This window comes from Nostoc sp. JL31 (assembly GCF_017114965.1).
In the GTDB taxonomy this organism is placed as follows: domain Bacteria; phylum Cyanobacteriota; class Cyanobacteriia; order Cyanobacteriales; family Nostocaceae; genus Nostoc; species Nostoc punctiforme_A.
The window spans coordinates 50,182-65,968 of sequence record NZ_JABXKO010000049.1 but is presented as its reverse complement, the minus strand read 5'-3'; the positions used below and the strand labels follow the sequence as shown (position 1 = coordinate 65,968).

The following is a 15,787-nucleotide window of genomic DNA, read 5'->3' as shown; positions in this document are numbered from 1 at the left end:
ATGGGTTTTAAAAACAAAAACATTGAAAATTTTTATCCCCTCTCGCCCATGCAGCAGGGCATTCTGTTCCATAGTCTTGCAGATCCTAAATCTGGCATCTATTTTGAACAATTTAGCTGGACTATCCACGGAAAGCTCAACGTTATAGCATTCCATCGCGCATGGCAATATATTATAGAACGACATTCTATTCTCCGAACCTGCTTCGTTTGGGAAGGCTTAAAAGAACCAGTACAAATTGTGCATCGACAGGTGGCTTTACCGTGGCAGGAGTATAATTGGCAGGATCTCTCCCCAGAAGAACAACAACAAAAGTTAGAACTTTTCTTACAAAGCGATCGCTCCAGTGGGTTTGAACTTAAGCAGCCTCCATTGATGCGCCTAACACTGGTTCAACTTTCGGACATTTCCTATAACTTTACCTGGAGTCATCATCATCTATTGTTAGATGGGTGGTCTGTTGCCTTAGTTTTTAAAGAAGTCCTTGCTTGTTACAAAGCTTTGAGCAATGGTCAAGAATTATACTTAGAATCAATTCGCCCGTATCGAGATTACATTGTCTGGCTACAGCAACAAAACCTATCTGAAGCTGAGACTTTTTGGCGACAGATACTTAAAGGTTTTACCACTCCGACACAGCTATCGGTGAATCAACGAACTAGAAAATTACTGACTCAAACAGATGCCTATGACGAGCGAGAAGTTAAACTTTCTGTAGTAACAACAGCAGCATTGCAGTCTGTAGCAAAGCAACACCAACTAACACTGAACACCCTTGTACAGGGAGCTTGGGCTTTGCTATTGAGCTGCTACAGTGGTCAAAAAGACGTAGTTTTTGGGGCAGTAACTTCTGGTCGTCCCCATACTTTAGCTAGAGCCGAGTCTATGGTAGGGTTGTTTATCAACACGTTACCGATTAGAGTACAAGTATCATCCCAAGAATTTCTTTTGCCTTGGCTTCAGAACATCAAAGATCAACTAGTTGAAGCACGTCAATACGAGTATTGTCCATTAGTGAAAGTCCAAGAATGGAGCGAAGTTCCTAAAGGTGTATCTCTATTCGAGAGTATAGTAGTTTTTGAGAATTATGCTGTAGATCCTTCCTTACGGCAGAGGGATATCAATTTGCAGATAGAGGAATTTCATAGCTTTGAAAAGACTAACTATCCGATAACCCTAAGCGTGAATCTAGGTGAGGAGTTGTTGCTCAATATTACTTGCGATGATAGCGATCGCTTCGACAATGACACGATCACCCGAATGCTAGGACATTTACAGACTTTGCTAGAGGGTATGTCCACCAATCCACAGCAACGTCTTGGTGAGTTATCGCTCTTAACAGAACATGAGCGACATCAGTTACTTGTGGAGTGGAACCAGACTCAGGTGGAATATTCTCAAGATCAATGCATCCATGAATTATTCGAGGCTCAAGTAGAACGTACACCCGATGCGATCGCAGTGGTATTTGAAGACCAACAGTTAAGCTACTGCGAACTCAACGCCAGAGCCAATCAACTAGCACATTATTTACAAACTTTAGGAGTAAAACCAGAAGTATTAGTCGGAATTTGTCTAGAGCGATCAATCGAGATGATCATTGGGCTATTAGCCATCCTCAAAGCTGGGGGAGCCTACGTACCGATTGATCCAACCTATCCGCAGCCGCGATTGGCACTGCTGCTAAATGATGCTCCATTGACAGTATTACTTACACAACAGTACCTACTGGCACAGATGCCACCGCATACAGCAAAAGTCATCTGCTTCGATGACGATATTAATTGGCAAGCCGGATCATCAGCAATCAAACAAAACCCTGTAAATCAAACCACCCCTGCAAATTTAGTCTATGTGATTTATACATCAGGCTCTACTGGCACACCCAAAGGTGTTACTATCCAACATCAATCTTTGGTAAACTTTGTCCAAGCAGCGATCGCAGAGTACGAACTAAAAGCACAAGACCGAATCTTGCAATTTGCCTCCATCAGCTTTGATGCCGCTTGTGAAGAAATTTTCCCTTGTTTGCTACACGGTGCGACTTTGGTATTGCGAACTGATGAAATGTTGGTTTCGATCAAAGCTTTCAATGAAAAATGCCAACAGCATTGCATATCGGTTTTAGATATACCTACTGCTTTTTGGCATCAAATAACTTCAGAACTGGCAACATCTGCATTAAAGTTACCAGAATCACTGCGCCTAGTTATTATTGGTGGCGAAAAAGCTTCACCAGATAAACTTAACATTTGGCAACAGCAAGTAGAATCGGGCATACGTTTGATTAATAGCTACGGGCCGACAGAAACCACAGTAGTTGCTACAGTTTGCGACCTGACAACTGTAGAAAGGGAAGTGCCGATTGGCAGAGCGATCGCTAATATGCAAACCTATGTGTTAAATACTGATTTACAACCAGTTCCCATCGGTGTTTGGGGCGAACTGCACATTGGCGGAATTGGTGTAGCCAGAGGCTATCTGCACCAACCAGAGTTAACATCTGAGAAGTTTATACCAAATCCTTTTAGCGATCGCCCAGGTTCTCGTCTTTATAAAACAGGCGATCGGGTACGCTACCGCAGCGATGGTCAAATTGAATTTAGCGATCGTATTGACAACCAAGTAAAAATTAGGGGCTTCCGTATTGAGCTAGGAGAAATAGAAGCACTCATCAACGAACATCCATCTGTTATGGAAGCAACAGTGATTTCTAGGAAAGATGTGTCAGACTACGAGCAGTTAGTGGCTTATGTAGTTGCTAATACATCTGATGTTGTAAAAGAGCAGACATCAGCAGTTGATTTGAACACTCAACAAGCCTCGCAGTGGCAAGCAGTTTTTGATAGCCTCTACAACGAGTTAGACTCAGAACAACAGTCAGGTTTTTATATCAAGGGCTGGGAAAGTAGCTATACAGGCTTGCATCTCCCTGATCAAGAAGTACGTGAATGGATGGATCAAACAGTTGAGCGGATTTCAGCTTTACAACCAACCCACATCCTAGAAATTGGTTGTGGTGGTAGCGGTCTAATGCTTTTACGCTTTGCTCCTCATTGCAGACAATACTGTGCAACTGATATCTCGCAAAATGCTCTAAACATTCTCCAGCAACAATTAAACAACTTAGGGCAAAATCTGTCAGGAGTGAGCTTTATCCAGAAAGGAGCAGATGACTTCACAGGTATAAGTGCAGATACTTTCGATGCTGTCTTTATAGTCTCAGTAGCCCAATATTTTCCAAGTGTTGACTACTTATTAAAGGTGTTGGAAGGTGCTGTAAATGTAGTAGAGCCTGGAGGCTTTATATTTTTAGGAGATGTTCGCAATTTTAGCTTACTAGAAGCTTTTCACACCTCTGTTCAACTACATAAAGCACCAGCCTCTCTCTCTGTAGAAAATTTACAGCAACTTGTGCAAAAGCAAATATTTGCAGAGAAACAGTTAGTGATCGATGCGGCGTTTTTTATCGCCTTAAAACAGCATCTGCCCAAGATTAGTCATGTAGAAGTTCATCTGGAACGCGGGCACTTTCATAATGAGTTGACTAAATTCCGATACGATGTGATTATCCATGTAGGACATGACAATCCTCCAGTAGATATTTCATGGTTAGATTGGCAGCGAGCAAAGCTGACGCTTGCATCTGTCCGCCAATTACTTATAGAGACTGAGCCGGATATTTTAGGAATTGTTAATGTGCCTAATGCTCGTGTCTTGCCAGATATAAAAGCTGTAGAATTACTCAAAAATTCCAAAGGCTTGACAAATGTTGGTGAGGTACGCCAAGCTCTTCAGGCAATAGCAACAACTGGCGTAGATCCCGAAGAATTATGGGCTGTTAGTGAAGAATTACCTTATATCGTCGATATTAGCTGGTCAGATGATAGTGTCGATGGTCAATACCAAGTAGTATTCAAAAAGCGCACTGTAGCATCACAAATGAAGCCTATAATGGTAGCTCCTTCTTGCAGTGGAAAAACAACTAGCTCTCAGACTTGGAGTGATTTTGCTAATACTCCACTACAGCAAATGTCTAATACTCAGGTTGTGTCCCAATTACGGCAGGATTTAAAGGCGAAGCTGCCTAACTACATGATGCCGTCAGCGTTCGTGATGCTAGATGCACTACCACTTACACCTAATGGTAAGGTTGATCGCCAAGCATTACCTGCACCTGGTACGGCAAGGCCTAAATTAGAAGCAGCTTATCAGCCACCCCAAACCGAAATAGAAAAAACTATTGCTAGTATCTGGCAAGAAATACTGAATGTTGGGGACGTGGGAATTCATGACAATTTCTTTGAACTTGGTGGTCATTCATTGCTCTTAATTCAAGTTCATAGCAAGTTGCAAAAAGCATTTCAGCGAGATTTCACCTTAGTTGATATGTTTGAATATCCGACTATAAGTCACTTGGCTAAATATTTTAATCAGGAATCTAGCGAAGAAACACCTGTTTTACTACCTGTTCATCACTCAGAGAGCAGAACGGCTTCAGTACAGCGGCGAAAACAAGTTAGAAAAGAGTATCGAGCAGCAACAAAGCAAAAAGATGTTTAGTTTAAACAAGGCATTGAAGAAATAAGGGTGATCGCTAAAACATTAATGCCGTATAAAATCGAACATTTTAGAAAGTGCTAATAACACTTAAAGAAAAGAAGGCAAAACCTTCTTATTTCAAAAATGAACTATAAAAATTTATTGCAACAAATACAATATGACATCGAGCAGCCAAGAAATGCTAAACAAGAATTACCTTTTTGAATCTGAACAGGTATTACATGATGGGATAGAAGAGCAAGTAATGCAAATGTTTGCTTCATTCAATCAGGTAAACTCTATTGAAAAACAAATAGATGAAATAACTGATAATATTTTTCAAGATTTTTTAAGCAATATTGACTCTAATACCAATATTGATTTAGACTCACTACTAGAAAAGTTTTCTGATAGTAAAATTCCACTTCAGCCCACTAACTTTGAGGGCTATCTCAAGTACATAGGCAATAATCTTGTTGCTCATTCAATACATACATCTTCGCCACGATTTATTGGTCACATGACCTCGGCACTTCCTAGTTTTGTACGCCCTTTGGCTAAACTCATGACGGCAATGAATCAAAACGCCGTCAAAATAGAGACAGCTAAAGCCCTCACCTTCTGTGAACGTGAGGCTTTGGCTATGTTGCATCGACAGATTTATAATTTTTCTGACGGTTTCTACACTCAACATATTCAAAACAACCTCAGTACACTAGGAATCTTAGTTTCTGGTGGAACAGTGGCGAATATCTCAGCACTTTGGTGCGCGCGAAATGCTTCACTAGGGCCCAAAGATGGATTTCTCGGCGTAGAAAAAGAAGGTTTAGCAGCTGCTCTAGATTTCTATGGCTACAAAGGAGCAGTAATTATTGGCTCTGACTTGATGCACTACTCTTTTGATAAAGCTGCGGATTTGATGGGCATTGGTACTCATAGTTTGATGAGAATCCCTACTGACTGTAATAATCGAGTTAACTTACAAGCACTGCGCCAAACTGTTATAGACTGTCGTAACCAAAACTTACTAATTATCGCAATTGTAGGGGTTGCTGGCACGACAGATTCAGGTGGAGTTGATTCCCTTAAAGATATTGCGGAGATTGCACAAGAAGCCAATGCTCATTTTCACGTAGATGCTGCTTGGGGTGGCCCACTGATTTTTTCTGAACAATATCGGTATAAGCTTGCTGGTATAGAAAAAGCTGATTCAGTCACTATTGATGGACATAAACAACTGTATTTGCCAATGGGTATTGGTATGGTCTTTTTCCGCAACCCCTATCTAGCTTCTTCAATCGAAAAACAGGCTAGCTATACCATGCGTAAGGGATCATTTGATTTAGGTAAACGTGCTTTAGAAGGTTCTCGGCCAGGCATGGCTTTATTTTTACACGCTGGTCTAAAACTGATTGGGCTTAAGGGATATGAGTTTTTGATTGATGAAGGAATCCGCAAAACTCAATATATGGCTGCTCGGATTTCGGCGATGCCTGAATTTGAATTGTTGGCAGAACCTGATACTAATCTGTTAATCTATCGCTATATTCCAGAGCAATTTAGAGGGCTGATTGCCAACACACAGTTAACAGAAACAGATAATCAAATTATCAATGATTGTAATGAATATTTACAAAAAATGCAGCGCCATATCGGTCGTACTTTTATCTCACGAACAACAAAAATAATTATCAGCTTGGACAAAGAAATTCCTGTAATTGCCATGCGTGCAGTAATTGCTAATCCATTAACTACTGAAGAAGATATTGAGGCTGTTTTAAATGACCAAATTCAGATTGCTGCTGAAATTTCACTTTCATATTGAACAACTTCCTATTAGAAAAAAATATTTATTATCAGGTTTTGACTTATGGATATAGCCAATAATTTTATTCATAGCTTAAATGAGAATCTTCAGGACGAGATTGCTATTATTGGTATGGCGGGTCGTTTTCCGGGAGCAAATGAAATTGATAGCTTTTGGAACAACCTGCGGGATGGCGTAGAGTCAATTTCTTTTTTCACGAATGAAGAACTAATATCTGCTGGGGTAGATCGATCATTGCTTAACGAACCCAATTACGTGAAGGCAAGCGGTATATTAGAAAATATAGAGTTATTTGATGCTTCATTTTTTGGTTTTTCCCCCAGAGAAGCTGAACTTACAGACCCACAACACCGTCTTTTTATGGAAAGTGTTTGGGAAGCTTTAGAAAATGCTGGCTATAATTCGGAAACTTATAGCGGTCAAATAGGTCTTTTTGCTGGTCTTGCTGCCAGTTCCTATCTGCTATCAAACTTATATTCCCATCGGGATTTGATGGAATCAGAAGGCAGTATTACTATTGGCAATGATAAGGATTTTCTCCCAACACAAATTTCTTATAAATTAAACTTAAGAGGGCCAAGCATCAATGTTCAGACAGCCTGTTCCACATCATTGGTTGCTGTCCACCTAGCCTGCCAAAGTTTACTAAATGGTGAAAGTGATATAGCTTTAGCAGGGGGTGTTAGCGTTGAAGTGCCACAAAAAACTGGTTATCACTATCAACAAGGAGGAATTCATTCTCCTGATGGTCATTGTCGAGCTTTTGACGCTCAAGCGAAAGGAACTAATGGTGGCAGTGGTTTAGGTGTAGTAGTCTTGAAAAGATTAGAGGATGCTATTGCTCATGGTGATTTTATTTATGCAGTAATCAAGGGTTCAGCTGTTAATAACGATGGCTCTTTAAAGGTTGGATATACAGCCCCTAGTGTTGATGGTCAAAGGAAAGTTATTTTAGAAGCTTTAGCTTTAGCTGGAGTCGAACCTGAGACTGTTTCTTATGTAGAAACACACGGTACAGGAACTATCTTAGGAGATCCAATTGAAATTAAAGCTCTTACACAAGCTTTTAGTGCTAGCACAAGTAAAAAAGGTTTTTGTGCTATTGGTTCAGTCAAGACCAATGTGGGACATTTGGATACAGCAGCTGGTGTAACAGGCTTAATTAAAACAGTTCTGGCATTAAAACATAAACAAATACCTCCAAGTTTGCACTTTCAAGAGCCAAATCCACAGATAGACTTTGCCAATAGCCCCTTTTACGTCAATACCAAATTATCCGAGTGGAAAAACAATGGAACACCCCGCAGAGCTGGTGTGAGTTCTTTTGGTATTGGCGGGACTAATGCCCATGTTATTTTGGAAGAAGCTCCAGTAGAGACGCAACTTGGCGCGTCTCTACACTCCCGTCCGTGGCAATTGTTGTTGCTCTCAGCCAAAACCAGCACAGCTTTAGACACTGCAACAGCACAATTGCGTGATTATTTAGAGCAAAACCCCGATATTCCCCTACCAGATGTCGCTCACACCCTACAAGTAGGTCGTCGAGCTTTTGACTATCGCCGCATCGTGATTTGCCAAGACCAAAATGATGCAGTGAAATCGCTTAACAGCCAATACCCACAACGTATTTTTAGTTACCACCACAAGCCAGGTCACTGTCCAGTCATCTTGATGTTTTCAGGACAAGGGTCACAATATGCAAACATGGGTCGGGAACTGTATGAAGTCGAACCAACATTTAAAAAACATGTAGATACTTGCGCTGTGATTTTGCAACCCCATCTGGGCATTGATATCCGTTCCCTACTTTATCCCAGAGAAGAAGATACTGAAGCAGCTTGTTTGCAACTACAACAAACAGCCTTAACCCAAAGCGCGTTATTCGTTACAGAGTACGCCCTGACTCAGTTATTAATGTCTTGGGGTGTGCGACCAGAAGCAATGATTGGTCATAGTATTGGGGAATATGTCGCCGCAACCATTGCAGATGTATTTTCTCTAGAAGATGCCTTAAAAATTGTGGCAAAAAGAGGACAGTTGATGCAACAGTTGCCCTCTGGGAGTATGCTGGCAATTAGGCTACCAGAAAAAGATGTGCAGTTGCTGTTGTCTGCACAAAAGTTGTATCAAACATCTCTACAAATCGCAGCGATTAACAGCCCATCTTCTTGTGTAGTTTCGGGAACAAACCAGGCAGTTGTAGCCCTAGAAAAGCAATTATCCTCTCAAGAAGTTGAATGTCGGCTGTTGCATACATCTCATGGATTTCATTCGGCGATGATGGAGCCAATATTGCCAGCATTTATTGAGGTGATAAAAACAGTCAAACTGAATCCACCACGCATTCGGTTTATTTCTAATGTAACTGGTAGTTGGATTAGTAAAGAGCAAGCGACAAATCCGAATTATTGGTGTGAACATTTACGAGAAACTGTCAGATTTTCAGATGGGATATCCCAACTCATACAGCAATTTGAAGGTGTTTTTCTGGAGGTAGGACCAGGGCGAACTTTAAGTACATTAACGACACAGCATTTGAATGGAAATGCCAAGCAACAGGTATTGACTTTGTTACGCCATGTTAAGGAACAGCAATCTGATGTTGCCTGGTTGTTGCAAACATTAGGTCGGTTGTGGCTTTCTGGTGTCGAAATAGATTGGTCGGGGGGATTTTATACCCATGAGCAGCGTCATCGTTTGCCTTTGCCTACTTACCCCTTTGAACGACAAAGGTACTGGATTGAACCTAACAAGCAAGGACAAGATGAGCGTCACACTCCAGTATCACTGGGTAAAAAACCTGATATAGCCGACTGGTTTTATATCCCTTTTTGGAAGCCTTCGTTACCACCATTACAACTTGAACATCAAGAATTAGCATCTGAGAAGTCCTGCACTTTGGTGTTTATCGATGAGTGTGGCTTGGGTAGTAAATTGGTCAAACAATTAGAAACACAAAACCAGGATGTAATTACTGTAAAAGTTGGTGAGAGTTTTACCATACTAAGTGAATCTCAATATACTATTAATCCGAAAAATAATTATGACTACGATATTTTACTCCAGGAGCTTTCTAAGCAAAATAAGTTGCCAAAAACGATTGCTCATTTATGGAATGTTACACCTAGTATTGACGAAGAATTAGAAATTGAAAAAGTTGAAAAAGCTCAAATAATAGGATTTTACAGCCTGCTATTTCTTGCTCAAGCTTTGGGAAAACTAGAAACTAGTGATGATTTTCAAATTACAGTTATTTCTAACGACCTACAGTCAGTAAATGGCAATGAAGTACTTTCTCCGGAGAAAGCTACTTTACTTGGGCCAATTAAAGTCATATCTCAAGAATATTCAAATATAAACTGTCGTAGTATTGATGTTATACTTGCAGAACAACGAAATTGGCAAGAAGAAAAACTTGTAGAACAATTGCTGGCGGAACTGAAAGTTCCTGATTCGGACAAACTCATTGCTTATCGAGGTTTGAACCGTTGGGTACAAAGTTTTGAACCTGTGCGCTTCGATAAAGCTAAAATCGAAAAGCCTCGACTAAGAGAAAAAGGAGTCTATTTAATTACAGGTGGACTCGGAGATATTGGACTTGTTTTGGCAAAATATTTGGCTCGAAGTGTACAAGCAAAACTAGTATTGATAGGCCGTTCTGGTTTACCCAAAAAAGACGAATGGTCTCAATGGCTTGCTACTCACGATGAAACTGATAGGACTAGCTACAAAATTCGCAAAGTTAAAGAAATCGAAGACTTAGGTGCAGAAGTTTTAGTGGTGAGTGCTGATGTGAGTAACATCGAAAAAATGCAAAGTGTCATTACTCGAACTCAACAGCAATTTGGTCAGTTAAACGGTATCATCCATGCTGCTGGAATTCCTGGAGGCGGTGTCATTCAGCGAAAAACTCAAGCAGAAGCAGAAAGTATTCTGGCTCCGAAAGTCAAAGGTACAGTAGTTATTGATTCACTTGTCAAAAATATTCAGTTAGATTTCTTTATTCTAGTATCATCAAGCACCTCAATTTTAGGGGATTTTGGACAAGTAGACTATTGTGGAGCAAATGCTTTTCTTGATGCCTTTGCTCACCGTAATGCCTCAAAACATGGCAAATTTACTACAAGTATCAACTGGGATGCTTGGCAAGAAATTGGAATGGCTGTAAACACAGGAGTTCCTCAACACCTCCAAGAATCACGAATAGAAGAGCTTAAACAAGGCATATTACCTAATGAGGGTGTAGAGGTTTTTCTACGTACTTTGGCAAATACAATATCTCAAGTTGTAATATCTACCTCTGACTTCTTGGATAAACTCAAACATTATAATTCTTCCAAACAAATACAATCTCTAGAATTTTTAGAAATTGCCAATCTATCTAGCTCAAAATATCCTCGACCTGAATTAAGTAATGATTATGTTGCTCCTCGAAATAAAATTGAGCAACAGCTATTTGAAATTTGGCAACAAATCCTTGGGATTGAAAGGATAGGAATCTATGATAATTTTTTTGAACTTGGTGGTGATTCGTTGATAGGTATTCAACTGATTGCAACCTTAAATAAGGTATTTCATGTAAATATTTCTATTGCCAAACTTTATGAATGTCCGAATATCAGTTCTATGGCAAAGATTTTTACTCCTGAAGAATCTCAGGAAAATGCTTTTGAACAAAGACTAAGCCGAGGACAGAAAAGAAGACAGATGAAAATCCAAAGTAACTAAAATATGTTAACTTCAGTTAATTTATCTAGAGCGAGAAATTATGAATACCAATATAAAGCAAGAACATACAGCAAATATAGATATAGCAATAGTGGGAATGTCTGGCCGTTTACCTGGGGCAAAAAATATTGATGATTTTTGGCATAATCTTCAAAATGGTGTTGAGTCTATTTCATTTTTCTCCAATCATGATTTAGTAGATTTAAATCTTGAAGAGAAAGTTTTAAACGAATCCAATTATGTTAAAGCAGCACCTGTATTAGAAGACATTGAGTATTTTGATGCTAAGTTCTTTGGTTGCAGCCCTAGAGAAGCTGAAGTAATGGACCCCCAACATCGCCTATTCATAGAATGTGCTTGGGAAGCTCTTGAAAACGCTGGATACGATCCAGAAAACTATGAAGGTTTGATTGGGGTTTATGCCGGTGTTAGCACAAATAGTTACTTTTTTCACAATATATATGAAAACGTTAATTTAATAAATATTTCCAATAACTATACTCTGAACAAAGATTTTTTGACCACTAATATATCGTATAAATTAAATTTAAAAGGACCAAGTGTAGGTATCCAAACTTACTGTTCTACTTCATTAGTTGCTGTACATTTAGCCTGCAAAAGTTTACTTGATGAAGAGTGTGATATTGCTTTAGCAGGTGGGGTTACGATTATAGTTCCACAAAAGTCAGGTTACTTATATGAAGAGGACGGAATTTTGTCTCCTGATGGTCATTGTCGGGCATTTGATGCTAAAGCACAGGGTACTATTTTCGGCAGTGGACTGGGAATAGTCGTTTTAAAAAGATTAAAAGATGCAATAGCAGATAGAGATTACATTCATGCAGTTATTAAAGGTTCAGCAATCAATAATGATGGCTCTTTAAAAGTTAGCTATACAGCACCTAGTGTAAATGGCCAGGCTGAAGTTATTGTAGAGGCTCTGGCAAATGCTGGAATAGATGCTGATGATATTTCCTATATAGAAACTCATGGAACTGGAACAGCTGCTGGAGACCCAGTAGAAATTGCTGCGCTCACTAAGGCTTTTCGTGCTTTTACGCGAAGAAATGGCTTCTGCGCTGTAGGTTCAGTAAAACCAAATATTGGACATCTAGACACAGCATCTGGTGTTGCAAGTCTGATCAAAACTGTCCTAGCATTAAAATATAAACAAATACCTCCTAGTATAAATTTTGAAGCTCCCAATCCTGAGATTGATTTTGTCAACAGCCCCTTCTACGTTAATACTAAACTTACCGAGTGGAAAGCTAACAATACTCCCCGGAGAGCAGGAGTTAGTTCCTTAGGTTTTGGTGGAACTAATGCCCATCTGATTCTGGAAGAAGCCCCTGACATTAAATATTTTGATGACTCTAGACCTTGGCAATTGATATTATTATCAGCCAAAACTAGCACAGCCTTAGATACTGCAACTGAAAATTTGGTTACGTATTTAAACCAATATCCAGATATAAATTTAGCTAATGTTGCTTACACTCTAAAAGTGGGTCGTAGAGCTTTTAACCATCGCCGAATTTTGGTGTGTGAGAGTGTTCAAGATGCTGTAAGTGTCTTGGCAACACAGGCGCAGGAACGAATTTTTACTGTATGTCAAGAGCATAGACAACAGCCAGTCATCTTGATGTTTTCAGGACAAGGTTCACAATATGCAAACATGGGTCGGGAACTGTATAAAGTCGAACCGACGTTTAAAAAACATGTAGATACTTGCGCTGTGATTTTGCAACCCCATCTGGGCATTGATATCCGTTCCCTACTTTATCCCAGAGAAGAAGATACTGAAGCAGCTTGTTTGCAACTACAACAAACAGCCTTAACCCAAAGCGCGTTATTCGTTACAGAGTACGCCCTGACTCAGTTATTAATGTCTTGGGGTGTGCGACCAGAAGCAATGATTGGTCATAGTATTGGGGAATATGTCGCCGCAACCATTGCAGATGTATTTTCTCTAGAAGATGCCTTAAAAATTGTGGCAAAAAGAGGACAGTTGATGCAACAGTTGCCCTCTGGGAGTATGCTGGCAATTAGGCTACCAGAAAAAGATGTGCAGTTGCTGTTGTCTGCACAAAAGTTGTATCAAACATCTCTACAAATCGCAGCGATTAACAGCCCATCTTCTTGTGTAGTTTCGGGAACAAACCAGGCAGTTGTAGCCCTAGAAAAGCAATTATCCTCTCAAGAAGTTGAATGTCGGCTGTTGCATACATCTCATGGATTTCATTCGGCGATGATGGAGCCAATATTGCCAGCATTTATTGAGGTGATAAAAACAGTCAAACTGAATCCACCACGCATTCGGTTTATTTCTAATGTAACTGGTAGTTGGATTAGTAAAGAGCAAGCGACAAATCCGAATTATTGGTGTGAACATTTACGAGAAACTGTCAGATTTTCAGATGGGATATCCCAACTCATACAGCAATTTGAAGGTGTTTTTCTGGAGGTAGGACCAGGGCGAACTTTAAGTACATTAACGACACAGCATTTGAATGGAAATGCCAAGCAACAGGTATTGACTTTGTTACGCCATGTTAAGGAACAGCAATCTGATGTTGCCTGGTTGTTGCAAACATTAGGTCGGTTGTGGCTTTCTGGTGTCGAAATAGATTGGTCGGGGGGATTTTATACCCATGAGCAGCGTCATCGTTTGCCTTTGCCTACTTACCCCTTTGAACGACAAAGGTACTGGGTTGATGCGAAATCCCCACCCACTTCAGTAAATACAAAATCAATTACATTAGATCATAAACAAGATATTGCTGACTGGTTTTATACTCCTTCATGGAAGCGTTCTTTGCTGCATAAGTCGTCTTTTTATCCAATAAAATCTACACAAGAAAATTGGCTGTTTTTTGTGGATGATTTGGGACTGGGTAAAAAAGTAATTGATGCGTTAACAAAGCAACCTGTAAATATTATCATTGTTCAAAAAGGAGAGTATTTTAGTAAATCAAGTGAGGGTATTTATACAATTAATCCCTGTATAAGTGAAGACTATAATACCTTACTAAAAGAATTAAGATCATCAGGTCAAAATCCAGAATATATTGCTTATTTCTGGAGCGTAAGCCATATTGAAAATTGTCAACGAGGAAATTATTTAGAATTCAACAGTTTACTATTTTTCATGCAGAGCCTTAGTAAACTGAAAATTAGCGATCGCTTGCAAATTTTGGTCGTATCGAACAACATCCAAGAGGTGAATGGGAATGAAAAACTAGACCCAGAGAAAGCAACCATATTAGGTTTATGTAAAGTCATCCCTCAAGAGAATCCTAATATTACTTGTCGATGTATTGATATTGCTTTAACTAATCGCAGAGATGCAGAAAAAGGACAAGAAGATTGTGAGAGTAATATTATTGACCAACTTTTGGATGAGTTGACATCTGTATCCTCAGACATGGTAGTTGCTTATCGCGATCGCTACCGTTGGGTACAAACGTTTGAGCCAGTTCGCTTAGAGTCAGTAGCTAACGAAAAAACACCATTGAGAAAACAAGGTGTTTACCTATTCACTAGTGGTTTAGAAAGTATTGAAGTTGTGCTTGCAGAATATTTAGCAAAAACCTTTCAAGCAAAACTCATATTTATCGAGGATTCTACTTTCCCAGAAAAAGATGATTTATCGCAATGGCTGGAATCTCACACTCAAGAAGATGAAGTGAGTTGCAAAATTCAACAATTGCTAGCATTAGAGAAATTAGGTGCAAAAATTTTGGTAATGCGTGCAGATACAACTAATTATGAGCAAATGTCTCAAAACCTTGCATCTGAAAATATTAGACAAATTAATGGGGTCATTTATTCAACTGGAATAAAACGCGCAAATATATTTGGTTCCATTCCAGAAATTGGTAAAATAGAATTACAAAAATTCTTAGAATCCCAACTTTGTAAGATTACAGTATTAGAACAAGTTTTACAAAACATAAAATTAGATTTTGGGATTATTTTATCTTCTTTATCTTCCATTTTAGGAGGATTTGGACTAGGCTTATATTCAGCAGCTAATCAATCCATTGACACCTTTGCTAACCGACACAACCAGAATAGTGATTTTCCGTGGTATATTATAAACTGGGATAAATTACAACTGAATACTAACCAAGAAGAAACAACACTTGAGGAAGTATCTGGAACAAAATTAGCTATTAGCCAAACAGAAATTATAGAACTATTTAAACGAGTATTTTCTGTAAGAGAAGGAACTCAGATTATTCTTTCTAAAGTAGATATTCATGCCAGAAAAAATTATCCATTTAGCCTTGACTCTCTAGCAAATTCAACATCAACTAATCAATTAAATTTATCCTCACAGTACTCTAGACCTAGCCTGAGTAATTCCTATGTTGCTCCGAAAAATGAGTTGGAAAAACAAATTACGGAAATATGGCAAGAGGTACTTGGAATTGTAGAAATTGGTATTTACGACAACTTTTATGAGTTAGGAGGCGACTCACTGATTGCAACTCAATTAGTTTCACGATTGCGAACCAAATTCCCTGTAGACTTACCACTACGTGACATTTTATTTGAAGCAATGATACCAGCGAAACAAGCAGAAATAGTTGAACAACTTCTCTTGGAAAAGATTGAAGAATTATCCGAAGAAGAAGTAGCAGTTCTCTTGTTATAAGTTTCCCCAAATACTTGATTTTAAATCTT

4 protein-coding genes are annotated in these 15,787 nt (G+C 39.2%); all 4 read left to right on the top strand.

The features are described 5' to 3' along the window. Nucleotides 1-4,563 (top strand): non-ribosomal peptide synthetase, encoded by a 4,563-nt coding sequence (locus tag HWQ43_RS12760; protein WP_292733805.1) that lies wholly within the window; start codon nucleotides 1-3, stop codon nucleotides 4,561-4,563. Nucleotides 4,564-4,720: 157 nt separating this feature from the next. Next, nucleotides 4,721-6,367, top strand: a complete 1,647-nt coding sequence (gene panP / locus HWQ43_RS12755; protein WP_292733802.1) for a pyridoxal-dependent aspartate 1-decarboxylase PanP — start codon at nucleotides 4,721-4,723, stop codon at nucleotides 6,365-6,367. 45 nt (nucleotides 6,368-6,412) lie between these two features. Then, nucleotides 6,413-11,098 (top strand): type I polyketide synthase, encoded by a 4,686-nt coding sequence (locus HWQ43_RS12750; protein WP_292733800.1) that lies wholly within the window; start codon nucleotides 6,413-6,415, stop codon nucleotides 11,096-11,098. A 40-nt stretch (nucleotides 11,099-11,138) separates the two neighbouring features. Further along, the gene (locus HWQ43_RS12745; protein ID WP_292733797.1) at nucleotides 11,139-15,758 is read left to right on the top strand and encodes a type I polyketide synthase; all 4,620 of its coding nucleotides are present in this window, start codon (nucleotides 11,139-11,141) and stop codon (nucleotides 15,756-15,758) included. Nucleotides 15,759-15,787: the final 29 nt, after the last annotated feature.

What these genes read in the sequence shown, in the direction of transcription:
- HWQ43_RS12760 (WP_292733805.1), top strand. Translation starts at nt 1, where the DNA reads ATGGGTTTTAAAAACAAAAACATTGAAAATTTTTATCCCCTCTCGCCC.
- panP (WP_292733802.1), top strand. Translation starts at nt 4,721, where the DNA reads ATGACATCGAGCAGCCAAGAAATGCTAAACAAGAATTACCTTTTTGAA.
- HWQ43_RS12750 (WP_292733800.1), top strand. Translation starts at nt 6,413, where the DNA reads ATGGATATAGCCAATAATTTTATTCATAGCTTAAATGAGAATCTTCAG.
- HWQ43_RS12745 (WP_292733797.1), top strand. Translation starts at nt 11,139, where the DNA reads ATGAATACCAATATAAAGCAAGAACATACAGCAAATATAGATATAGCA.